This is a genomic window from Psychrobacillus sp. NPDC093200, from assembly GCF_050280345.1.
Lineage (GTDB): Bacteria > Bacillota > Bacilli > Bacillales_A > Planococcaceae > Psychrobacillus > Psychrobacillus faecigallinarum.
In genome coordinates this window covers 1,493,394-1,516,593 of record NZ_JBNNVC010000001.1, presented here as the reverse complement: position 1 = coordinate 1,516,593, position 23,200 = coordinate 1,493,394, and the positions used below count along the sequence as shown (strand labels likewise).

The window sequence follows — 23,200 nt, the reverse complement described above, 5'->3', positions numbered from 1 at the left end:
CGTTCTCAGTTAAATATTAGTTATTTCAAACGACGCAACAAGTTCCAATGTAGTCTCATCTGGATATATTACTCTTCACCATTCATGATTCTAATGAGACGTATGTTTTTCTTAGATGGAGTTTCATAGAGTATTTCAGATGAATTGTTCTTTAAATACATTCCAGACCCAACTCCATATAATTCTTCTTCAACTAAATATCTGTACACTCTAAATTCATCACCTTGTTTTAGTTCTCGCACTTTTTCTAATTGTCCATTGTTTATACGTTTCCATAAAGTCACAGTTTTTTTGATAGTTACTTTTCCAAGTTGCCCTTTCCATAGTTCCGTTTTCCCCCACATGACTTTATTCATTAATGGAAAAGTACCTTTGGGGCCAATACGATCTATTGCTTCATTTACTAAGTCTTGTCCATAATAAAAGTAGGCTTTTACTTGCCCTTCTTCTTTAAGTGCATAACTATTGCCACCAAACCAATAAACGCCATCTCTGTTGTATTTATTTTCATGAAAAATAGCCATACCCAAATAGTAATTTGGGTCAGAGAAATCACTAAATTTCTGTAATCCCCTTTTATATGTTTTTCCATACTTCTCTTCAGGTCCAATAGATGGTTGTATTTTGGGATCAGGATTTCCTTTGTTAATCAAGTATCCCTCATACCATGCATTGAAATCTAATGGAGGATAATATTTATGATTTTCTATATGCAAATCAGATTGATTAATACAACAATAGTTAAAATAATACCTAATAACAAACCGAATAATGGATAGTCCGCGTGTATAAAGCTAAAGAAAACTAGAGGGAATATATAAGATTACACACTTAACCAAGCTGGAAGTTTAATTTTAGAGTATATGATTAATATTCCTCTAAAATATATTTCTTCCCATATTGGCCCAATTGAAATCATCGCTAGTATTAAAATTAGTGAATATTGTGTAGTAAAATTAAACCTTATATTATTCTTTACATTATCATGAGCAAGTGGGTAATTCAAATGAAAAAGGGAGTTTGCTTAAAAACAATCTCCCTTTTTTTATTTATCTGTTTTTCTGGCTTAACTTGTAATCTGACGAAAAAGTGCCCATAATTCTTTTCAGGTAATATGTGTTGGTTGAATCCCTCTAATGTTCAGTGATGCATTATGTTCTTTGAATCACTATTTTAGCTCTAAGAACTTACTCACCTACCATACCGTCCTTATCATTATCATGCATATATGGGTATAACCAATGATCACTGGTGATTGGCATACTAAACCCTGCTGCTTTTGCTTCTTTAATGGTTACCTGTCCATTACCGTTTGTATCCACACTGGAAATATCTTCGTTTGTGTTGGAACTGGTTGAACTGGAAGGTTCACTCTCTGTTAAACCAAGGGATGCATTTACTTCATCAGGGTTCACATTGTCAAATGTATCAACGATCTCGTTACCCATTATCGTATAGGTATACTGATAGCTTGAGGGAATCTGCGTTTCTGTATTAGGATATGTGATAATTGCTACAAAATTAGTAGCTCCACCCGCTTTACGAATGGCATCTTCCATATACGCTTGATCACCATGTCGGTTAAGTGTACTTTCTTGTGGGGTAATATTATAAGCATTAGATACCCCTCCGAGAGAATCAGCAATGATATGTCCTTCATCTAAAAAGTCACTTTCAACACCCGGCACCTTAGCCTCATCAGAGTAGTATCTGCCAGACGATAATACAGGCTCGGTACTGTCATCTTGTAGAGTGATTTCTTCAGCAATGACACGTACTAGCTGCCCGTGTTCATTCGTAAATGCCCAATATTCACGTTCCCCGTAACCAATGTCAACGACCACGATAGATTCACGATGTCCGGACAAATCTCCCCCATCAACTTCGATAAGTTTGTATCCTGAAAAAAGATTCTCATTTGGTTGTGTTGATACTTCTTCAATTACTGGTTCCACAACAGTAGGGGTAGTTTCTTCTTTTTCACTATTTAGATTTGATTCTGTGGGTATGTCTTGAGGAATTGTTACATCTGAAATGGCTGCGTCTTCTACGTTTGTACAACCAACCATTAAGATGGCCGTTAAAAGTATAATTAAATATTTCATTTTCTTTTTCACTTTAGGACTCTCCTATAATAGTTTCATATTGTTCATTCTAAAAATTTCGGAACTAGTATAGACTAACATTATTGTTAGCCTATTGATAATAGTAAATTTTAAGATTTACTGTATTTCAGCAGGTAGTTTGTCTGAAATGTGCAGAAGCCCATAAGTGAAATAAGGTTTTACTAAGTTCGTAGTCGATATTCGGGGCTTAAACCATAGTACGACGCAAAAACATTAAAGAGTTTCTTACTCAATAAGGTAAGAAACTCTTTAATGTAAGCATATTTTTCTTGGTTTTGGTTTATTCCATTTGATTGTGGCATACTTTCACGTTATTTTATTATCATAACGTACTGAGCCGTAGTTTATAAAAATACTGCACAATTGGATGTTTTAACTTCATCTTCTCCGACATGTTTAAAATTCGTTTTTTGCCAAGCCGTCTGTCTACCAAAGCAAGAACATTCAATAATATATCATTACTCTCTATGCTTTCCTCTATAGGAGTGGATAAAAACTTATTAGCTACAATTACAAAATTTGATTTGCTTAATGATGACTGCGCTGACAAAAGCTCCTTTGCATATTCTGATAATTTTCTACCCCTTGCAATTACTTGTAAACGATCTTCCGGAATTATACCATTGCTTTCTTTTTTCACCGCTTCAATTTCCTCAATGTTGATAGGTATTTGGATAGTTGAATCATTTTTTATTTCCTGCTCAGTCAGATACCATTTGATTATGTTAGTTTTATCACTCATATTCAGTACATTCTTTCTATCTACCGTAATATAACAAAGTCCGGATTTATCAGGTAAATAACGGTAGCTGCTTGCACTGTATTCAACCCTTCCATATAATGCAGGACAGAGATAACTCTCCAAGTTTTTCTTCAATTTGCTCCAGCTCATGAGATTCTCCTTAATCTTTAAAATATAAATTTTTATCGAGGCATTAGTTTTAGTATTTATAATACAATAACACCTATTCTACTAATTACAAGGTTTAAGTGTGACTAGAGTTCGTGATGTATCGAAAGTAGTCTATGAGCAAAATATGGATGCTATGTTCATATAATAAAAAAGACATAAATTAGCTGAACTAATCTATGTCTCTTTTAATTTAATTACCCAGAAACTGTATTCTCACAGTCCTCTAATTCTCTGCCTATACGATAAAAGCAAAGTATAAAATGAATAATAAACAAAGTATATACATGATTGGATGAACTTCTTTAAAACGCTTTTGTGCAACTAAACAAATTGGATAAAGAACAAAACCCAATCCGATTCCGATTGCCACACTAGAAGTAAGAGGCATCATAATAATTGTTAAAAATGACGGAATGACAATTTCTAATTTAGTCCAGTTTATTTTACTGATCTCCATTGCCATTAATGCGCCTACAATAATTAATGCAGCTGCTGTAACCTCGACTGAAATAACTGCAACTAGTGGTGAAAAGAATAAAGCAATTACAAAACAAGCTGCAATCACGACAGACGTAAAGCCTGTTCTTCCTCCGACAGCAATACCAGCGGAAGATTCAACACTCGTAGCAGGTGTCGATGTACCTAAAATAGCGCCAATTGCACCAGCAGAAGAATCAGCAAGTAGACCTTTTCCGATATTTGGAATCGTGTTACCTTTCATCATTCCTGCTTGACTAGTAAGTGCAATTAATGCGCCAGCTGTATCAAAAAAGGCAACGATTAAAAAAGTGAAAATAACTGTCAGTATTTCTGGTGTAAAAATCTCATCTAAATGATAAAATACAACACCAAATGTTGGTTTAATGCTCGGTATACTTCCAACAATTGATGAAGGAACATCAATTAATCCAAAAATCATACCAATAATCGTTGTAATGACCATCCCGTAGAAAATTCCGCCCCTTATTCCACGAACTAACATAACAATAGTAAGGATAAGACTAATAATTGCTAGTAGGGTCATAGGTGAAGTTAAATCTCCGATGGAAACAAATGTATCTGGATTGCCAGTAATAATTCCTCCATTTTTTAGCCCAATAAATGTGATGAAGAAACCAATTCCAGAAGCTATTGCATATTTTAAATCCAGTGGAATGATATTGATGATTTTCTCTCGGATTTTCATTAAACTTAAAAGCATAAAAATGATTCCCGCAACAAAAACACCAGTCAAAGCGACTTGCCATTCTATTCCCATCCCAATACAGACCGAAAAAGTGAAAAATGAATTCAATCCCATACTAGGTGCAATTGCGATTGGGTAGTTAGCAAGTAAACCCATAAGTAGTGTTCCGATGATTGCAGTAAGAGCAGTTGCCGTGAATACAGCTCCACTATCCATCCCAGATTGACTTAGAATAATAGGATTTACGACTAATATATAAGCTATAGATAGGAAAGTCGTTATCCCTGCGAGTGATTCCTGCTTATAGGAAGTGTTCCGTTCTATAAATTTAAAAAAGTTTCTCATGTTGTTGTAATCTCCTATTTCCTATAATTAAGAATTGAAAGGGAATGACTTCGAATTTAGTTTTCCAACCAAATCATTTTATTATCCTCTTAATATAAAAAAAGCTTTGACCACTAATTGGCCAAAGCTTTTCTACAAAAAATGGAATAAAAAACATCATTAATTTCCCATTCCTTGTAGACAAGCTATTTATTGGTAGCTGGTAGAAACTTTCAAGCCGTATTCTTGAAATTATACAAGGTATATCTATTCTTTTAAAAACATTAGGAGAATGATAACAAGTTTAATTTAAACCGTCAATAGTATAAATTGGAATTATTTTTTAGCAACAGATGTAAAAAAATTCTAAAAAGAGCAAAAGTTTTAGAAGACACTAGATCTACATATATATTTCTCTTTAGCCTGCATCTGACTTTAGCCTACTAAAGTCAAAATTATTTAGTCGTTCTTTTTCAATGAATATCATTAATTTATCGCCGTCATGCCAACACCACTCAAGACTTTCATCTGAATCAACTGTTAATAGTGGGATCCATTCTGACCCAGGTGTTGGATCATATGCTAGTGTATAATTTTATTATTAAGCTAATGGCAAGATTATGGAGCATCCTCTAAAGGGAATCAGCGGATATTGAATGGTACATTAAGTAACTTAAAAATATGAGGTGGGATTGGATGGAGAATAATTTTTTTATCTATGTAAATTTTTCAGAAGAAAATGGCACGCAAGATTATAAATATTGGTTTTCTTTCATTAAATATTTTATAAAATCTGCAGACTCTATAGAATTTCATTTATGGAACGAAGAAGTCGAAACTATTAAAGAGTTAAGTTTGAAAACGGATCTAAAAAAAATTTGTTTAGACCGTTTAAAAATGGTTAGTTTTGTTGGGGATATAAATCAAAATCTAATTAACTATATTTTAAAAGAAAGTTTAAATAATCACGGAGAAGTAAAATGGTTTTCGATCTTTCTAAAATTTAAGGGCAATTTATTCTTTGAATCTTCACATTGGGGTTCTGAAATTAATATAGAGAATCCTAATGAAAATGAAATTAAAATGGTTAAAAGTGTATTGCCAAAGAATGCAACATTTCATTATTTTAATAAAAATCAGAATGAATAGAAATCATTCTATTTGTTTCACCATACCCTAAGTCTATTAATAAATCACTTTCCATTTAAAGTTAGTATTACAAGAATCAATTAACAACACTCCACTCTAGTGATTTACTTGATGGTTACTTAAACTTTTTATTCAACTAACCCATTACTTGAATACTTTTCTTATAATAACTACTTGGATGTCCTTTCAAATTCACCTACCTTCTTGTTGAACTAAACTGTTCCGTCCGTTCAGTAAGAAAATGGGTACTAAGAAATATTCCAATCCAAATAACTTTGTTAAAATTTGCAATAAAATACTTTACATCTATTAAAAAGAGAGATATTATTAACAACAGACGATTGATTAATCATTCATTAAGGAGGAGTATAATGCCTTTATCAGAAAAACAAATACTGAATATGCAGACTAGAAGACAAATAATATTAGATTCCGCTACTTACCTTTTTGCAACGGAAGGATATGAAGGAACAACTATAAAAAAAGTTGCTGAGGCTGCAAAGGTTAGCTTTGGCAGTGTGTTTACTTATTTTAAAGATAAGGAAGAGCTCTTTTATACTGTTGTTGTAGAACCTCTCGAGGAATTATCAAACCAAGTATTAGCATTTAATCCAGATGCAAAAGACCTTTTAAATGAATTAGAAAATATGATAAAAACTCATATAAGACTCTATGCAGGTATCAATAACTATCTTGGATTGGTTGTTCAGGTTGTTGGTCAGCATCAGCGATTCCCTAGAGTATTTGAGAAACTAGATGTCTTTCATGATGAATTTAAAGCAAAAGTCATTCTATTAATCAAAAACGGGCAAAAGAATAATTTATTTATACAACAAGATCCATCTATAGTCGCTACTCTTTACACTAGTCTTTTGATCGGTATTCGTCTAAATACAACAGACAATGAATCTAGTATTATGTGGGATCGCTTTATACCCTCAACAATTCATCTATTTGGAGTTAATTCCAAATAGATTCTTTTTAACAAAATAACGATTGATTAATCAATCAATAATAAAGGAGATAAAAAAATGAGTTTCAATAAATTTCATCCGACAATTCGCATTCGTTTACTTCTATTATTTATTACATCTTTAGCTACCATGGCTGTGATACCTTATTTAATAATTTATCTTTCTCATCAGGTAGGTACCTTGGTTACTGGTATATTATTTTTATTTGTTATGCTGGCTAATGTAATTGGCTCACTGATGGGTGGATTCATTTCCGACAGAATTGGTCGAAAAAAAGTTATTCTTTCTGCTGAACTTATAATTTTTTTAGGATTTATAGGTGTTGCATTTGCCAATTCACCTTGGTATTTATCCCCCTATGTCACCTGTGTTTTTTTTCTATTTATTCAATTTAGCTCTGGATCGTCTTTGCCAGTATATCAAGCCTTAATCATCGATATAACCTCTCCTGAAGATCGAAGAACTGTTTATACATATTCATATTGGATTCGTAATACTGCTATTGCTATTGGTAGTTTAATAGGCGCATTTTTATTTTTTGATTATCCATTTTATTTATTTTTGGGAGTAGCACTATGTACTTTAATTTCGGTTTTCATCACCTTTTTGTTTATACAGGAAACTTATACCCCTAACATAGAAGCGAACCATGAGAAAACTAATTCTAGTGTTAAAAGCATTATTCATTCCTATAGAATTATATTTTCTCAACGGGCCTTCACCATTTTTTCCATCGCTAGCCTTTTTATAATCTCCGTGGAAGAGCAATTGACAAATTATATAGGCGTTCGACTTACCAAAGAAATTAACAATCCAGTCCCTTTTTTTATTAACCTTTCATGGGAAATTGATGGAGCGAATCTTTTAGGATTATTAAAAGCAGAAAACACCCTTCTTGTTGTATTTTTGACAGTTATTATCGGTAGAGTCATGCAAAAGTTCCAGGATCGAAGTATTCTCCTCATAGGTCTTCTTTTCTTTTTTGTAGGATATGTTGTGATAAGCTTTAACACAACTCCCTATATACTAATATTAGCAATGCTACTTGCTTCCATTGGTGAAATAATGTATATGCCGATTAAACAAACTCTATTAGCTAATCTTGTACCAAACGAATCACGTAGTACTTATCTGGCATTTTATGAAATATCCTCCATTATCGGGATTAGTACAGCTGGAATCTTTATGATTATTAGTAGTTGGTTACCTGCCATAGTTTTAACTTTAATGATGGGTATCATGGGAATAATGAGTATTACAATATTTTATAAATTGACGAAAGATCAGTAAAAAGTAGAGGATTTAAATGAATGCAGGTCTTTTCTTGATGTTCTAGACAATAGATATTTAGCTAAAGCACCAGTTAGTTTAATAAGTTCAACAAACAGGGCAGTATTCTTTTAAAATCAAGGGCAGTGTTAGTACAACAAGATTATTTTTATCTCTTCAACTTTGACTCCAAATTTATCAGGGGCTTCGTTCTTGATATCATTTAATAAGTTCAATACAATCTTCTGATTTTGAGCATCAATCTCTTTTAATGCTAGTCCATATAGTTTCCTATATTCATCATGGTTTAAAATCCTAAAATGCAAAATTTCTAACCACCCTCTACATTTTTCAATGTTATCTGGAATGGCATTTATTAGTGATTTTAAACCTTCTTTTGGAGAAAATTCACTTAAATATTCTATTGTGTGTACAAGCCCCCACATTACTTCTTCATGTTCTGTGTCATCCTCTAATACTTCAATCAACTTTGCAATTATATGATAATCATCTGTTTTTCCTATTTCTTCTAATGCTTCTTCAAATAACAGAATTTCATTTTCAGTTTTCATAAAACGATTTAACTTCAAAGTATTAATTTGATTATTTAATTTCATGCGTGACTCCACCTCTTTAGCTCCAAATTTCGATATCTTTTATGTTGTTACAAACTTTCGAATCTATCGAAAAGTCTCTGCCTACTATAATATCATGCATCATGTCTTTATTGTCGGTTATCATATTAGCTTTGAAAGAAAAGTCTTTAACATTAAAAATATTTGCAATTATGCCAACCGTATCTAAGGCTGCTTCGTTGAAAGATACAACCACATCAAACTACAATTCTTCAGAATAGTATACTCAGACTGGTATGTTTGTAGTATTCCCCCTTCCCAAAACGATATCTTGTCATATTGATTGTTGTCCTGTATGATTTCTCTTCACTATAAAGTTTTATGATGAAGTCGCATTCCTCTTTTGTTAATATTGCTGGAAGCTTTGCAAATCCTCGCTTCTCTAATTCATTTTGAATTTAAACACTCTAACCTCATAAATAGAAAAAAATAAGATGTTTAGAATGTAATAGCAAGATAACAAAATTAATAAAAATAGTATGTATAAAGTAAAATTTTTAAATCAAATTCAAAGTTATATAAATAATATTAGTAAAAATGGATCCCGTAATGATTTAGCTATTTGATTCTCCATGTTTTAGCAACGTGCAAAAAAAGGGATACCTTCTTTAAATAAACTACATCTGTAGTTCAATTAGAAAGAGCATACCCCTTTAAAGTAAAACAATATAATATACAAGTAAATCTATTTAATAAAAATTTATTAATATGATTGAGTTCTGCTGCAATTCGAAAGCCAAATTGATGTATTTCATCAATCTTTAATTTCATTTCGCCATCTAAAAATTTCTCATATTCATCATTCAATAAATTTTCTTCACTCTTAACAACTTCAAAAGCAAGCTTGGTTGGTTTAAACCTTTTAATTGCATCTACAACCATCATTATTTCATTTTGCCTTTTAATCGAAAATAAGTCATCAAACTCCATACGATATAAATCTGGTGTATATCTCATATGAAACGTTCCTAATATCATAATCGTAGGCTTATCTTGGTTAGAAATGATAAAAACCCCCTTTGTATAACTCTTTTTAGCTTTTCAAATCTATCTATTTTTTCAATGACTCTCGCAAAAATTCTTCCAAATAACTAACATCCGTAATATTTTTATTACATTCGGTACTATTCACACAAATTAAATTACCAATAGACTTATAATAATCTGGATTGTTGACCTTTTTTGCTTTTGTGATCGTAGAAAAATGTGTGACTTCCCCATGACAATGACAAATCGAGCAAATGTTTTTCTTTGTAGATGGTGAAAATGAACACTCGATTCCAACCAATTGGCTATCTAGCTCATACAATATATATTTCTTATTTGACCGACTATCGTTCCAGCTTAAATACGTTAAGCGATGTAAATCTATATTCGAAAGATCCGGGAGCTTTAATTTTTTACTTTTCGGAAAAAGCTTTTTCAATTGTTGCTCGCTAATTGTTGGGAATGCCAATAAATAATTAGGTAATTGCTCCAGTGCCTGCTCATATGCTTCTACTGTTTTCAAACTTGAAAAATCCATTAGCTCTTTTTGCTCTGGGGTCAAAGCTGTCACACAATTAGAGATTTTTTCATTGGATAACTCGTAAACAGAGGCTAGTACCCCCGGTGGTAAATGTTGCTTCGTACTATCCTTAATCCAGGCTACTTGCTTTCGAATAAAATTGAACTGCTCATTTTTTATAAATTTTTCTATCATATTAATTCGCTCCTACACAGTTGATTATATCTATTTTAAAAGAAAAAAGACTTCACTAATAGACCAAGAATCCGTTAGAAACGTTTTATACATACAAACACCCCATGTAATAGCTACATGGGGTATACTTTATTTCTTATGTGAGTAAACAATTTTTTTTATCGTTTCATCGGAAAGATGATATTCCTGAGCTAATTGTTCGATTCGAATACCACTAGCAAAAGCATTTCGAATTGCTGTATTTCGGCTATCCAAACGCTGCCTACTGCCGCTAATTGTTCCCCATTTTTGATAATCATTTTCCATCTTGGGGATATACAATGTCTCCCCTTGCACATATTTTTGAATTTCTACAATGAGTTTTTCAGGTAAGACCTGTTGTGCATTTACATACTTCAATTTTGCTCGCTCCTTATTATAAATTGGAATAAGGGGCAAAGCCAATTGATTAGAAAAACTTAGCGATAAGATGAAATTTCTCGCCCCACGCAAAGTATCGCCTTTCCAACTACTGGCTTTGCATGAGTATATGAAGCATCAGACAATCGTTTTAGATTCTCCAACTATAAGCACCACCTTTTAATTCTAACTAACTGTATTATAACCAAAATTAATTTCAACGCCAAAACTACATGACCGAATAGATGATAGGAATGAATTTGTAACTAAGTTATCAACCCAAAGAAAAACACTCTAAAATTTGTAACTTGCTACTCCCCAAGATCCCACTGTTACAGAAGCAATAATTACCTTGCATTAAAAAGATGACTATACAACCGTTCTTCCTTGTATTACCATTATGGTAAATATATACACGGAGGTTTTTATTTGAAAAAGTTATTAGTTTTATTAACAACATTATTATTAGCTGCTTGTGGTAAAGGAAGTGATGAACCTACTGCTATTGAATCTACTATTGTATCAATTACCAAAGAGGAATATAAAATATATGAAGATGAGGGTATTTACTTAATTAAAATATACGACAAAGATGCTGATGAAGGTTCGAAAAACGCTTTGTTAAAGGATACTGGGGAAATGTTAGCAGGATTATCCAAATTAGATGAAGTGAATACTGTAGAAATTAAATGGTATGCCCGACCCTTTACTGACCAATCCGGCAGTAAACCTTTTGAACAAATATTAGCAATAAGATTTGAAGCTGATACTTTCGCAGAGGTTGATTGGGAAAATTATAAAACCTTGGATTTAGAAACAATTGCAAGCAGGTATGAACAGAATGAAACATTGAAGGATTAATAAAAATAATATAACCACTTTCCATCACTGGTTGGTGTTTTTCAAAAGATTTTGAAAAGGTTTCGGTAAAAAAATTAAAGGAGTTGGAGATGTTTGAAGCGAATATTATTACTAATTTTAATGGTTTGCTGCATTTTAACTGGATGCGGGGAGAATAAAGTAACTATTTCAGAAATTAATTTAGAAAACACTAATGACAATGTGAAAAACTTTATTGAGATTGTAGATTATGATGAAAAAGGTACAGGAACTGGTATTTATATGTACAACGATTCTAAAAATAAACGCTTTTTGTATCTTAATCAAGATTTCTTGGATGATGGAAAAGGTTTTGGAGATATAGATATCAAAACGGACGAAAATTCGATAAACATTTACCTGAACGACAGTTCTATTTCTGAAGAGGAAGCAGGCACATATAAGTTTTACAAATTGAATTTCAAAGGGGACTATGAGTACCTGAAAGTTTTTAAAAATGGTGAGGAAACCCATTTTGAAGGAATGGGTGTTTAGTGGATATTCTGTACTTGGGCATGATTGTTTAATATGAGCAGTTATAATTTAAAAATTCCACACTTCGCGAAGTGGTTATACATCTAGATAAGAGCTATCATGTCCAGTCTATCTTATTTTTTCAATTGAAGTTAAGGAGATTATTTCAGTAAATCCGAATTTATCTGTTTCATTTACTAACTCTGTGAGATTATTTATTTAGGCATCTCCTACAAATATATATTTAAATTTCATGTCTTTCTCAAATGACATATGTATTAATTCGTATCTATCACTATCTGGACTAGAAATAAAATAGCTTATATCCATTCCATCTGTACCTATAATAAAATTCGCAATATACATGTAATTTGCAGCCAATTCAATTGAAAATGGTTGATTGTTTTGTGGAATACCAAAATCTATTGCATCATCTTTAATTTCAAATTCAGCACTATATTCCCTCTTCAATTCTTCAAATTTGCCTTCTGAGATAAGTCGTATTATATTCCTAGCCTCACGATCAGTTTCCTGTAAGGACGTTCTATAGTCAGTGGGTAGAACTAGTTTATATGTCTCAATCTCGTCTTTCTAATCCTTAATTGCTTTTTGTTGCTCTTGTATTACCTTTTGATTCTCATCAAGCTGTTTCTCATATTTATTAGTTAATTGACCTATTTCCTCTTTCTCTGAGCATCCTCCAACTACTAATAATATAATAAATAGTAAGCACAATTTTTTCATTTAATTATCCCTCCTATAATGTTGACACATCAAATGAATTTACTTAATGATTTCAAAAATTTTATGAAATACAACTTATTTTAAGCAAATCTATAAGACTTCCTACTAGTACACAACTCACTAAATGAAAAAACTACGCCAACTTTTAAAATTAAAAATAGCACTGCTTGGACTTTGTAATTCATTGTCGAAAATAAAGTTTTTGAAACATAATATCTTATAATGGATTTAGCATTTTGGATATAAAAATTCATCCCAAATGATTGGGCAAGGTTCTTCCGAATCTCTGGAACTTTGGAATCCTTTTGTGCAAGGTTTGAACTCATCTCCGCAAGGTTTACGCTCGTCTCCGCAAGGTTTGAACTCATCTCTGAAAGGTTTACGCAATTCTTCGTTAGTTCACAAGACCTTAGAAGCTAGCAAGTATTGTAATATTAAAGACGATGTAGGCTAACGATAAACTTATAATTATAGTATTAGTAGAAGTATCTTCATTATTTTTTACTTTTTCTATAATACTAACTAAATTTACACATATTATTATCGCAAGTATTGGATTAAAAAATTCCTAATTCTGCAAAGTGAATCACAACGTTCATTCCCTTCCATTTTCTTAAGGCACTAAATAAAGCATCTTAATATTAATGCTGGTCATACTTAACAAAAGCACCTCGATTTTAAGAAAAACTTCACAACTTTTTATTTAACATCAATATCAAAAACTAAAGTAGTTTCACCATTTTTCCATTTTCCTACTACTTCATATATATAGTAGCCTTCCTCTGTTGGAACCATCAATATATTCTCGTTTAATTTGACTTCCTCAATAAGCCCATTTTCATTCCACTGATGAACGGTGATATGAGATGCTTTATCTTCAAGTAAGATCTCTATTTTACTCTCCTTAGCGACAGCTAAAGTATCAAATTGATCTGCTGCCTCCATTGGAGAAAAAGGGTCCAATTTATTTATTTCTACCTCTTCATCCTTGTAATTATAGTATCCATGTATCAAATTATAGTGTTTATCATCAAATATTATTATTCCTTCTAAATACCTTGAACTTGCTTCATCTACCGCATTTTGAGTACATCCCATAAGAACTACCGACGCTAACAATAACAGAAAAAATCTTCTCATTTGAATTCTCCTAATTATTTATTTTCATTGTAGAAAAACATTTTACCTTCTTCAGCAAACACGACACATTATTTTAAATAGAAAATTATACCATTTATATTATTGTACATGAAAAAGTATATAAAAAAGCCCCACCCACGTTTCAAGTGAGCAGGACTATTTGTTACTATCATTCTACTTCATTATTTCCGGGCCGAATTTGGACCAATCGTTATAACCTTTCCACTCATACTCTAACAATCCATTTTGGTCTATGCCAATAACATTTATAATAACAACAACTTTGTAAGGTTTTTTATAATACATATATGCTAAACTATCTACTTTTTTTTCACCATTATTAATACAATAATTCAAATATAAACTTACATCACTAAATTTTATCTCCTTACTACTCCCACTCAATTTTATAGTTTCCCCTGGTTTTAAGTCCTTTATTGTTCCTACTTTAATATCGTCAGTATATAAAAAATTAAGTTCAGGCAAAGTCTGATTACTCATATTATTTACCTCTATAGTAACTCCTCTATCATATTTTTTATACTCGTCTGGTGAATCATCATAAAAGAATAATAAATATATAAACATTAAAAATATAGATATTAAAAATATAGATATTACAGACATTATTAGTATTATTATTTTGTGGGATTTCAAAAAAACACCTCTTCTATTAAACACATTATATTATTAGTTTATATAAGTAAGTAAATATTTTACATACTAACTCCATGCACAAATAAACTAATTTATTTACTTTATTTAATAAGATTGGTGGATCACGACTCTCTTTAAATACTCGTAGTCTGTCTTTGAATTACTTCATTCGCATTTTCTAGCTTTGTTATAGCAGCTAAAGACTTTAATTCTCCTATAAATAAATCAACTAAACCAAACATTTAAGTGACTAATTCATAACAACTAAAAAAAGCTTATCAGTTAATTAGTCTTACTTCTTTTTCCATTATGGTATAATTTATTTTGTTTATTTCTCACAGAAAGGAAGATTAGATGTCAAAACCTTTAAATGTATATATACGTCCATTTATACTCTCAGATGCTGAAGAATTACTAAATTTAGAAAAGAGAAATCGAGCTTTTCAACAAAACTATTCTGTATCACTTCCAGAAAATTACTGGACTATAGAAACTCAAAAAGAATTAATTGAAAAATGGGCAGAAAATATAAAAAAGGATATCGGATATCAATTTGGTATATTTAAAATCGACGGTGATGTTCTTATTGGATCTATCTCATTATTTCAAGTTTTCCGTGGGCCACGTCAGAGCGCACTTTTGGGCTATTCCTTAGACCAAGAACATAATGGTAGAGGTTACACTACAGAAGCTACTAATCTGGTTATAGAATACGCTTTTGAAAAACTAAACTTACATCGAATAGAAGCTGGTGTAATGCCGGACAACATTGGTTCTATTCGTGTTTTAGAAAAAGCTGGTTTCCACAATGAAGGATTAGCAAAAAAAAGTGTTGAAATAAACGGAAGCTGGGAAGACCATCAAATGTTTGCAATACTAAATCCTAAACACTAGCATTTGTTATCTGAGTAAATAAGAGAAGCTCGCCTACGAATTTTTATTTATAATGATATTGAATATTATAAAGTCTCATTGTTTTACTGGACGTGGGGCAGTCTTTTCAGTTATTTCTATTACTTTAGTGTTTGAAGATAGTATTTTATCCTTAATCTAAGTCATTGCTCCAAAGTTTTCTACTGTTCTCTCTTTAGCATTGTCCTAAATTGTACTTCAGAACTCCCAGGTGTAAGTCGTTTAGGACTTAATGCGTATTTGCAGTGCCCCCCTGAGATACTGTTATCGGATAATTATTAATGATAGTATAACGAGATTTGCCTTCTAAACACCACAAAAACCCCGAAAGGTCCACTTTTCATGTGTCCACTATTTAAGGTTCAGTTTAGAGATTAGTGTATGTGCTAAATATTATTTATAATTCATTCACTAATGAGTTCAAATTTTGTTTCTAATTTTTTACGCATAGATAATGCTAACGAAATAGCAGTTACAACTAAAATAATAATTACTGTCGTATCAAGAATTGCACTGGATCCTCCGCTACCTAGAAATTGAATTAGATTATGAAGGCTATGAAACAGAATTAACGGATAAATATTTCCTGTTCTAATAAATAATTGCGCTAGCACAATACCTATTAATAAAGAATATACCAATTGAAGTCCAGTTTGCCCCATACTCTGTCCAGATAACAAGTTAAGCATGTGTGTGACAGAAAATAAGATACTCGAAGTCAGAATAGCTGGAAGGATACCAAGTGGTAGTAATATTTTAATCATTATTCCTCTGTAAATACTTTCTTCCACAAAACCAACTAAAATAGCAAAGCCAACATAGAAAATAATTGTTTTAAGAGGTTGAGAACTAAAGCCTTGAAAACATAATACGATCAAAATAACAAGGAGTGGTAAATAGGGTATCCAATTTGTTCTTGTCAGTTCTCGTTTGAAACCAAAATAAGTCCACTTTCTCTTCCATGTAAAATAAATAATTAACACTAGTGCTGTTGGTATAAACGATATTAATATCGGAGAATTGTAACTTAATTGCTTTATAGTTGCGATTGCACCCGCTATAAAAACCAATAGTAAAAAAATGACCTCAATCAGAATGATACTTTTTATAGGGTGGTTTTTAGAATAACTTAACTTATTATCCATTGCACATCTTTCCTCCTAATAATATCTTCTTGCCAACCAAATGCAGAACTAAAAATAAATCTTATACTGTAAAATTCACTATGATAAACTCTTCAACCTTTTCAAATCAATCCCTCCTTTTTTTCACTAGATATGAAAATCAAATTCATTAAACTGTCCGCAAGTAGTCCAATTACTTAATAATATTTATGATTCCTAAAGTAGTTTTAGTATTTTCGTGAGCTAACCGCCTAGAAATTTTGACGAATTCTATACTTTCAATGACTTCATGTATGATTTTCTGAAGCTCAGCGATTTCCACTAACATTCTACTTCTTTACTTTTCCATATTTATCAGTGTATTCCCTCCTTGTCTCTAAAAAGAGTAGTAATATGATCAAATTATTAATACTACCTTTCAAGGAAATAAAAAAAGCACCATTTCTGATGTCTCGGTTAACTAACTCTTAATGCAGAAAAAAACAACTCCAAGTTGGATTTAGATGTAATATAACCAAATTATGGATTAATTATCATGCGCAAAGGTTTTTATTTTTTTAATTAAAATATTGTTTGAATCTTAATTTCTTCTCTTTTATTTTTAAGTAAATCAGCTATACTTTCACCTTTTATTTTTATATCCTCCAACTTACTTACATCTTTCATAGCAAAATACTCACTTAATCTTGTTTTACCATACCATAACGCTCGACCTTCTTTAGCAGAATGAGAAATAAAATACTCTTTATCTTTGTAAATAAATTCGATTTCTCTACCCTCTTCTAAAAAAGCTAAGAGTTTTTCATAACTTATTATATTATTAACCGGATTATCATAATTATCCATTAGCTTCAACCCCATTCATTGCACTTCTAACCCCATTAATCCAAGTTTATCTATACTCCCGACTTCCGATATCAACCATCAAATACTACCAAACACTCAAATCTCGTTCCTATAGCCTGGAGATAGATAACCTACCCCACTAAACTTCAATTCACATTGAGAAAGTGGGCTTTTATCTAATTTAAATAACATCTGGGTTTGATAGTAGTTAAATACTTAGTTAAAAGTTAAAGAAAATTACCACATAAGTATAAATAACAACTCTATAACCTATTCTAAATATGAAGTCTAGAATAGAAGGAGGACAATACACGATATGAAATTTAAACTGTCTTTCTTTAAAAATCTTCCTTCAGTCGAAAAAGGGAAAGAAACAGAATCCACGCAAAAAACTATTTCTGCCTCAAACAGTTTATTTATAAAAGAAATAAGGGAGTTAACAAACAATCCATCAGATTTGATTGTAAGAGACATTACTCCTAATCTTGTTATTATTTATATTGATAATCTTGTGGATGGACAGACCTTAAATGAGCATATCCTGCGAGAGTTGCAACAAAAAAGTTATGATTCTCCAGAGTGCATTAAAGCTAATCTATCCATACCTGAAATAGACTTGTCAGATCTCCTAGATGAAGCAATTCAATCAATGGTAAATGGAACAGTATTGATTCATGTGGAAGGGAACTCTCAAGTTGTTCTAGCAAGCATCTCTAAAAATGAGTCGCGTAGTTTGTCGGCACCAGAAAACGAATCTCAAGTAATTGGTTCACAGGTTGGATTCAATGAGAGCATTTCAACAAATATTTCTCTTGTACGTAGATACATAATCAGTCCCGATCTAAGTTTAGAAAAATTCAAAGTTGGCAAACTAACAAACACATCAGTTACTTTATTGTACATGAACGGAATCGCTTCAGAAGAAATAGTCAATTCGTTAAGACAGAGAATTACGAGCCTCAAACTTGATGCTTTGATAGATAGTGCCGCTCTTACACAAATGATTGATGATAACTCTATGTCAATCTTTCCTCAGTTTCTTCTTACTGAGAGACCTGATAGGTTTTGCGATTCCCTATTAAACGGAAAAGTGGGAGTAATTGTTGATGGTAGTTCCATGGCAATCATTTGCCCCCAATCGTTTATAGAATTTTTTCAAAGTAGAGAGGATCAAAATCTTAGATGGCAAATAGCAACCTTTCTTCGATTATTAAGGTTTAGTGCTGTAGTATTATCTATTTTTTTGACACCCTTATACGTTGCTGCATTGACTTTTCATTACGAAGTTATACCGCAAGCATTTTTAGTACCACTTAGTGAATCAAGGGCTTTGGTGCCCTTCCCCCCAGTATTTGAAGCATTATTGTTAGAAATCATTATTGAATTATTACGAGAGGCCGGCGGTCGATTGCCGACAAAGATTGGCCAAACTATTGGTATCGTTGGAGGTATTGTAATTGGGACTGCAGCTGTGCAAGCGGGAATTACCAGCAATATATTAATAATTATTATTGCTTTAAGTGCATTAGCCTCTTTTACAACTCCTAGTTACATGATGGGTAATGTAATTAGGGTCCTTAGATTTCCAATAATAATTTTAGCAGGATTCTGGGGATTTTTTGGCGTTATGCTTGCTTTTTGTTTTATCCTTATTCATCTTTTAAGACAATCCAGTATGGGGACTCCTTATACCGCTCCATTTTATCCTCCTCGTCTAAAAGACTGGAGTAATAGTATTATCAGAATGCCCTTACCATTTACAAGCAAAAGACCTACCAGTACTAAAGCAAAAAATAAGAAAAAATATGATACAGAGCCTATAAAACCTGAAAAAAGGTGAAATAATGAAAAGTTCCATAAAAATTAGCCAAAATGAAATGCTTAATGCTTTTTTACTTTTCTTTGTGATTCATAGTGCTCAAATAGGTGTTGGGGTACAAGGTTTTCAGCGTGTTGTGTATCAAGATGCTAAACATGACGCTTGGATCTCAGTAATTATTGCAGGACTTGCCACACATATTGTTGTTTTTTTTATGATAAAAACCTTAGAGTTATACGGTTCTAATGACCTATATGGTATCCATCAAGATGTGTATGGAAAATTGATAGGAAATTTATTGAATGCTACCTATCTTATATATTGTAGCTTTGCCTTCTTTTCTATTTTACGCAACTACATTGAAGTAATCCAAACATGGATATTCCCTGGTTTAGGTACATGGTTTATTTCTTCTACATTGTTGTTAATCGTGATTTATGCTTTTACAGGTGGGCTCCGTGTAATTGTGGGGGTTTCTTTTTTTAGCGTTATATTGTCGTTGTGGCTTCTTCCAATTTTAACAATTCCTCTTGAATATTCAACAGCTGCTAACCTCTTGCCTATTTTAGAAACAAAAATAAGCTCTATTTTAAAAGGAGCTCATTCAATGACTTTCACTATTATTGGCTTCGAAATTCTTTATAGTATTTACCCTTACATAAAGGAAAAAGAAAAGGTGAAGAAGCATGCTCACCTGGCTTTATTAGCTACTACATTGGTTTATCTTTCTATTATGTTGATTTCGATTACTTATTATAGTGAAGGAAAGTTACTTAAAACAGTTTGGGCGACTTTAACCTTATTTAGCTTCATAAGTTTTCCGTTTGTTGAAAGATTTGAGTATGTTGCTGTTTGTTACTGGATGTTGATTATTATACCGAACCTATGTTTTTACGTATGGGCAGCTTATAGAGCGACAACACGAATAGTAAAAATTAGCGGGAGTAAATTCGTATGGCTATTCTCCTTTGTTGCTTTAATAGGTACTTTAGTTGTTCAAAGCAGAATTCAAATCAATTCCTTTAACAACGAATTTGCCAAATACGCATTTTATATTGTCTTTGTCTACCCTATTTTCTTATACTTAGTCGCTGTGGCGAAAAAGAAATTCACAACTAAAAAGGAGCAGGAAGAATGAAAAAGTTGAGCTTCTATTTAATAACACTTTTTCTATGCATTATTTTGGTCGGGTGTGCAGAGACAAATATTCTTGATAGAATCGGATTAACCACTTTAGTTGGCTATGATATCGGTAGTGAAGAAGAAAATATTAAAACTACAGCAGTTATTCGTGAAGTGAGTCCAGAATTTCAAAGTAATGTGGAGGTTGTCACGGCAGAGGAAGCAACAAGCAAAGGTGCTCGTGTAAAAACAAATCGAAAGCTCTCTAAAAAAATTATGGTGGGACAGATGAGAGTTATTCTTTTCAGCGAAGAGATAGCTAAGGATGATATTCATTACTTTATTGATGCCCATTTAGAAAACGCTAGTGTTAGCAATGGGGTCTACATGGCAGTAGTTGAAGGACCAATGTCATCCTTACTTGAATATAAATATGAAAACATTGAAGATATTGGACAACATATATACAGATTATTAGAACAAAACATTGAATCTGAATACATGATTTCATCAACTCTCCATGTAGTAGCACGTGATTATTACTCAGCTGGCAGAAACATTGTTATGCCAATTATTAAAAGAGAGGAAGAATTTGTTGAAATATCTGGCATTGCCCTTTTCAAAGATGGTAATATGTCAGGCAGGCTTTCCGCAGAAGATAGCTTTTTTGTAAAAATAATCAGAGATAATTATAAACATGGAAACTTTCAAACCAAGCTAAAAGAAGAAGATATCTCCCCTTCATTAATGAAAAATCCTTTTGATGAGATTCCTTTAGCATTTGATACCGTAAAGACCGACAGAAAATTGAAATTAGTCAATTCGACAACTCCTGAATTCGACTTAAACATTACCATTAAGGGAAGGTTATTGGAGCTTCGATCAGACATCGATGTAGGCAACCCCAAAATAGTAGACGAGCTTGAAAAAGGTATTAGTAATAACCTAAAAAGAGAAATATCAAGAGTAATTTCTATCGGTCAAAAATATGAATCCGATGTTTTTGGATTTGGTGAATCGTATAGAAGCTCAGTAAGAAATTCCAAGCTTACCAATGAAAAGTGGCATGAGTTGTTTAAAACTATGAAAGTAAATGTTAAAGTTGACTTTGAACTAGTGAGAAATGGTGTATTCGAATAAATGAACAATTTAATTCAAATTGTATTATACTCTTCTTGTTTACCTGACATGATTAAGAGAAAGTGATTAAAAAATTTGCGATAGTTTAAATCTAGTGCTACGCGATGTTTTCTTTTGTCACTAAAGCTTGTATCCAATATACTTTGTCCTCTTGAAGCAATTTCTAAACGTTTTTCAATTTGTATTGGATACGAGAAAAACGAAAAAAATTCTGGGTGTGTGAATGCCATAAGGGTCAATACGTCATGTACGGGACTTCCTTTAAGATGAGGATCTCGCGCCATATAAACCCTGTTATAGAACTTCAAAAGTGGTTTGAGAACTCTGCTTTTATCAAAGTAGTCTATATAATTAATCATTTGTGGCGTTATGATAGCTTTACTAGTTGCGTTTAATGGGAGCAATGTAGTGTTTTGAGCATTAGTAAGAACGATTTCTACAGCTAAAGGATCAGCATGAAAATTAGCCTCTGCGAAAGATGTTACATTTCCAGGAACATAAAATGCGCCACCCATTATATAGTATTCCTTCACTTTTTTCATTAGGCAATTGTTAAGAATAAACAACGTAGCAAGTGAAGTAAGGCGTCCCATATTAACGATTATTAACTCATTTTCATATTTTTCTATTAAATGCTCTATTTCTAAAAATTGACCTACAGAAATTCCTTGAACTTGATTTGGCGTTATGGGACCAAGACCATGCGGACCGTGTATTTCAGGATAGTAAGATGGCTGTTCCCCGGTCAAAGGGAATTCCGCTCCACGAATGATAGGGATATCCTTGGAAAGATTAAAAACTTGAAATAAATACTGACTGTTTATTAACGCTTTTTGTCTGGATACATTACCATAATCTACAACTACACCAATAATTTCAATATCCTTATTTAAATGAGCGTAATATAATGCAATAGAATCATCGATTCCCATATCAGTAAATATTAGTACCTTTTTCATTAAAACCCTCCGTATTATTTTTCATTTACTTATATTACGAAGAAAAGAGGGATATGCCACAAACACGATCCCATTTATAGAGTGTTAAAGGAAAAAAATGCTCAACAGTCATAACTGTGACAGGGAGCATTTTCTAAAGTAATTCTTCTTAGAGAAGTGAATCGAGGAATTACCATTGCATATTTTTCAAATTCAATACCATTACTTTTTCTCCTTGTACATCAAGTTCTCCATTAAATTTAAAACCAAACTTTTCATACATTTTAATTGCTACAAGGTTATTTTCATAAACACTTAAATAAATTCGCTCACATGAATATTTATCGGCTAGAAATGAAATGAGTAACTTGAAGTAATAGCGGCCATAGCCCTTTCCTTGATAATGTTCATCGATAAAAAAGCGGTCTAGCCATACTCTCATACCATCTGGGTATTGAAATGGACCATACATCGCAAATCCTATTGGTACATTTTCTTTATATAAACCGACTGGAATAAACCTCGGATCCTCTTTTGCTTCATTTAAGCATTGAACTACCGTTTCAATAAATCCTTCCTGTTCATCTGCTATGTGTAAACCTAAAATTTCTTGCTTATTTGAATCTGTAATGTCACGAATTTCTGTGAACATAATGTCAAAACCCTTCTTTTATATTGCCTTCCCCTTAAACTTAAACTATTCGGTAACCGTATAGTCAAGGAAACTC

The 23,200-nt window shown here is 32.1% G+C and carries 27 protein-coding genes, 1 pseudogene and 1 riboswitch; of the genes and pseudogenes, 9 read left to right on the top strand and 19 right to left on the bottom strand.

Translation table 11 applies throughout. From position 1 onward, the window contains the following. Positions 1-68: 68 nt before the first annotated feature. From ACQKNZ_RS07410 to ACQKNZ_RS07390, 5 genes are all read right to left on the bottom strand, one after another. Positions 69-653 (bottom strand): hypothetical protein, encoded by a 585-nt coding sequence (locus ACQKNZ_RS07410; RefSeq protein ID WP_427658828.1) that lies wholly within the window; start codon positions 651-653, stop codon positions 69-71. A gap of 534 nt (positions 654-1,187) precedes the next feature. Continuing rightward, positions 1,188-2,117, bottom strand: coding sequence for a DNA/RNA non-specific endonuclease (locus tag ACQKNZ_RS07405; protein WP_427658826.1), 930 nt, complete (start codon positions 2,115-2,117; stop codon positions 1,188-1,190). A gap of 331 nt (positions 2,118-2,448) precedes the next feature. Continuing rightward, positions 2,449-3,018, bottom strand: coding sequence for an SF0329 family protein (locus tag ACQKNZ_RS07400; RefSeq protein WP_151110340.1), 570 nt, complete (start codon positions 3,016-3,018; stop codon positions 2,449-2,451). Between the two features lie 256 nt (positions 3,019-3,274). Next, positions 3,275-4,570: an NCS2 family permease gene (locus tag ACQKNZ_RS07395; RefSeq protein ID WP_427658824.1), complete on the bottom strand. Its 1,296-nt coding sequence runs from the start codon at positions 4,568-4,570 to the stop codon at positions 3,275-3,277. 157 nt (positions 4,571-4,727) lie between these two features. Further along, positions 4,728-4,829: riboswitch (purine riboswitch) on the bottom strand. Between the two features lie 138 nt (positions 4,830-4,967). Then, on the bottom strand, positions 4,968-5,102 hold the full coding sequence (locus tag ACQKNZ_RS07390) for a DUF1963 domain-containing protein (protein ID WP_154312320.1): 135 nt from the start codon (positions 5,100-5,102) through the stop codon (positions 4,968-4,970). Positions 5,103-5,245: 143 nt separating this feature from the next. Between ACQKNZ_RS07390 and ACQKNZ_RS07385 the strand changes: the two genes are divergently transcribed. The 3 genes from ACQKNZ_RS07385 (at position 5,246) to ACQKNZ_RS07375 (ending at position 7,962) form a co-directional block, all read left to right on the top strand. Further along, entirely contained in the window at positions 5,246-5,698 is a 453-nt protein-coding gene (locus ACQKNZ_RS07385) for a hypothetical protein (RefSeq protein ID WP_427658823.1), read from the top strand. 371 nt (positions 5,699-6,069) lie between these two features. Next, complete coding sequence (locus ACQKNZ_RS07380) at positions 6,070-6,672, top strand: TetR family transcriptional regulator (protein ID WP_144538208.1); 603 nt, start codon at positions 6,070-6,072, stop codon at positions 6,670-6,672. 57 nt (positions 6,673-6,729) lie between these two features. Next, positions 6,730-7,962 (top strand): MFS transporter, encoded by a 1,233-nt coding sequence (locus ACQKNZ_RS07375; RefSeq protein ID WP_427658821.1) that lies wholly within the window; start codon positions 6,730-6,732, stop codon positions 7,960-7,962. Positions 7,963-8,090: 128 nt separating this feature from the next. On the opposite strand, the gene ACQKNZ_RS07370 is transcribed toward ACQKNZ_RS07375, so the two are convergent. The 5 genes and pseudogenes from ACQKNZ_RS07370 to ACQKNZ_RS07350 form a co-directional block, all read right to left on the bottom strand. Next, the gene (locus ACQKNZ_RS07370) at positions 8,091-8,558 is read right to left on the bottom strand and encodes an Imm30 family immunity protein (protein ID WP_427658819.1); all 468 of its coding nucleotides are present in this window, start codon (positions 8,556-8,558) and stop codon (positions 8,091-8,093) included. Positions 8,559-8,589: 31 nt separating this feature from the next. Next, positions 8,590-8,778 (bottom strand): annotated as a pseudogene (locus ACQKNZ_RS07365) (ATP-grasp domain-containing protein); the annotation flags it as partial. 428 nt (positions 8,779-9,206) lie between these two features. Then, complete coding sequence (locus tag ACQKNZ_RS07360; protein WP_427658817.1) at positions 9,207-9,533, bottom strand: DUF5694 domain-containing protein; 327 nt, start codon at positions 9,531-9,533, stop codon at positions 9,207-9,209. A 94-nt stretch (positions 9,534-9,627) separates the two neighbouring features. Next, positions 9,628-10,278 carry a FusB/FusC family EF-G-binding protein gene (locus ACQKNZ_RS07355; RefSeq protein ID WP_427658815.1) on the bottom strand — a complete coding sequence of 217 codons (651 nt, stop codon included), beginning with the start codon at positions 10,276-10,278 and terminating at the stop codon, positions 9,628-9,630. Between the two features lie 129 nt (positions 10,279-10,407). Continuing rightward, a complete protein-coding gene (locus ACQKNZ_RS07350; RefSeq protein WP_154311023.1) occupies positions 10,408-10,677 on the bottom strand; it encodes a CD3324 family protein in 270 nt (89 codons plus the stop codon). 429 nt (positions 10,678-11,106) lie between these two features. On the opposite strand from ACQKNZ_RS07350, the gene ACQKNZ_RS07345 reads away from it, so the two are divergent. Both ACQKNZ_RS07345 and ACQKNZ_RS07340 read left to right on the top strand, forming a co-directional pair. Next, complete coding sequence (locus ACQKNZ_RS07345; RefSeq protein WP_427658813.1) at positions 11,107-11,538, top strand: hypothetical protein; 432 nt, start codon at positions 11,107-11,109, stop codon at positions 11,536-11,538. A gap of 93 nt (positions 11,539-11,631) precedes the next feature. Next, positions 11,632-12,051 carry a hypothetical protein gene (locus tag ACQKNZ_RS07340; RefSeq protein ID WP_427658811.1) on the top strand — a complete coding sequence of 140 codons (420 nt, stop codon included), beginning with the start codon at positions 11,632-11,634 and terminating at the stop codon, positions 12,049-12,051. Between the two features lie 198 nt (positions 12,052-12,249). Here the strand turns inward: ACQKNZ_RS07340 and ACQKNZ_RS07335 are convergent, their stop codons facing one another. The 4 genes from ACQKNZ_RS07335 to ACQKNZ_RS07320 form a co-directional block, all read right to left on the bottom strand. Next, positions 12,250-12,501, bottom strand: coding sequence for a hypothetical protein (locus ACQKNZ_RS07335; protein ID WP_427658809.1), 252 nt, complete (start codon positions 12,499-12,501; stop codon positions 12,250-12,252). A gap of 120 nt (positions 12,502-12,621) precedes the next feature. Next, the gene (locus ACQKNZ_RS07330) at positions 12,622-12,774 is read right to left on the bottom strand and encodes a hypothetical protein (RefSeq protein WP_427658807.1); all 153 of its coding nucleotides are present in this window, start codon (positions 12,772-12,774) and stop codon (positions 12,622-12,624) included. A gap of 699 nt (positions 12,775-13,473) precedes the next feature. Continuing rightward, positions 13,474-13,914 carry a hypothetical protein gene (locus tag ACQKNZ_RS07325; RefSeq protein ID WP_144538199.1) on the bottom strand — a complete coding sequence of 147 codons (441 nt, stop codon included), beginning with the start codon at positions 13,912-13,914 and terminating at the stop codon, positions 13,474-13,476. A gap of 174 nt (positions 13,915-14,088) precedes the next feature. Beyond that, the gene (locus ACQKNZ_RS07320) at positions 14,089-14,571 is read right to left on the bottom strand and encodes a hypothetical protein (protein WP_427658805.1); all 483 of its coding nucleotides are present in this window, start codon (positions 14,569-14,571) and stop codon (positions 14,089-14,091) included. Positions 14,572-14,925: 354 nt separating this feature from the next. Here ACQKNZ_RS07320 and ACQKNZ_RS07315 point away from each other — a divergent pair, with 354 nt between their 5' ends. Further along, positions 14,926-15,465, top strand: coding sequence for a GNAT family N-acetyltransferase (locus ACQKNZ_RS07315; protein WP_427658803.1), 540 nt, complete (start codon positions 14,926-14,928; stop codon positions 15,463-15,465). A gap of 422 nt (positions 15,466-15,887) precedes the next feature. Here ACQKNZ_RS07315 and ACQKNZ_RS07310 read toward each other — a convergent pair whose 3' ends face one another. The 3 genes from ACQKNZ_RS07310 to ACQKNZ_RS07300 all read right to left on the bottom strand — a co-directional run bounded on the left by ACQKNZ_RS07310 (position 15,888) and on the right by ACQKNZ_RS07300 (position 17,453). After that, positions 15,888-16,628: a CPBP family intramembrane glutamic endopeptidase gene (locus ACQKNZ_RS07310; RefSeq protein ID WP_427658801.1), complete on the bottom strand. Its 741-nt coding sequence runs from the start codon at positions 16,626-16,628 to the stop codon at positions 15,888-15,890. A 172-nt stretch (positions 16,629-16,800) separates the two neighbouring features. Further along, positions 16,801-16,935: a hypothetical protein gene (locus ACQKNZ_RS07305; protein WP_427658799.1), complete on the bottom strand. Its 135-nt coding sequence runs from the start codon at positions 16,933-16,935 to the stop codon at positions 16,801-16,803. Between the two features lie 233 nt (positions 16,936-17,168). Beyond that, positions 17,169-17,453 (bottom strand): hypothetical protein, encoded by a 285-nt coding sequence (locus tag ACQKNZ_RS07300; protein ID WP_154311029.1) that lies wholly within the window; start codon positions 17,451-17,453, stop codon positions 17,169-17,171. Positions 17,454-17,769: 316 nt separating this feature from the next. Here ACQKNZ_RS07300 and ACQKNZ_RS07295 point away from each other — a divergent pair, with 316 nt between their 5' ends. From ACQKNZ_RS07295 to ACQKNZ_RS07285, 3 genes are read left to right on the top strand one after another with little or no spacing between them, the layout of a single operon-like run. Further along, positions 17,770-19,293 (top strand): spore germination protein, encoded by a 1,524-nt coding sequence (locus ACQKNZ_RS07295; RefSeq protein ID WP_154311030.1) that lies wholly within the window; start codon positions 17,770-17,772, stop codon positions 19,291-19,293. Between the two features lie 4 nt (positions 19,294-19,297). Next, entirely contained in the window at positions 19,298-20,410 is a 1,113-nt protein-coding gene (locus ACQKNZ_RS07290) for a GerAB/ArcD/ProY family transporter (protein ID WP_427658796.1), read from the top strand. Continuing rightward, positions 20,407-21,534 (top strand): Ger(x)C family spore germination protein, encoded by a 1,128-nt coding sequence (locus tag ACQKNZ_RS07285; protein WP_427658794.1) that lies wholly within the window; start codon positions 20,407-20,409, stop codon positions 21,532-21,534. Before ACQKNZ_RS07290 ends, ACQKNZ_RS07285 begins: the two co-directional genes overlap by 4 nt. Before the next feature lie 14 nt (positions 21,535-21,548). Here ACQKNZ_RS07285 and ACQKNZ_RS07280 read toward each other — a convergent pair whose 3' ends face one another. Together ACQKNZ_RS07280 and ACQKNZ_RS07275 are read right to left on the bottom strand one after the other, a co-directional pair. Further along, positions 21,549-22,493, bottom strand: coding sequence for a nucleoside hydrolase (locus ACQKNZ_RS07280; RefSeq protein WP_427658792.1), 945 nt, complete (start codon positions 22,491-22,493; stop codon positions 21,549-21,551). 169 nt (positions 22,494-22,662) lie between these two features. After that, a complete protein-coding gene (locus ACQKNZ_RS07275) occupies positions 22,663-23,124 on the bottom strand; it encodes a GNAT family N-acetyltransferase (RefSeq protein ID WP_144538190.1) in 462 nt (153 codons plus the stop codon). Positions 23,125-23,200: the final 76 nt, after the last annotated feature.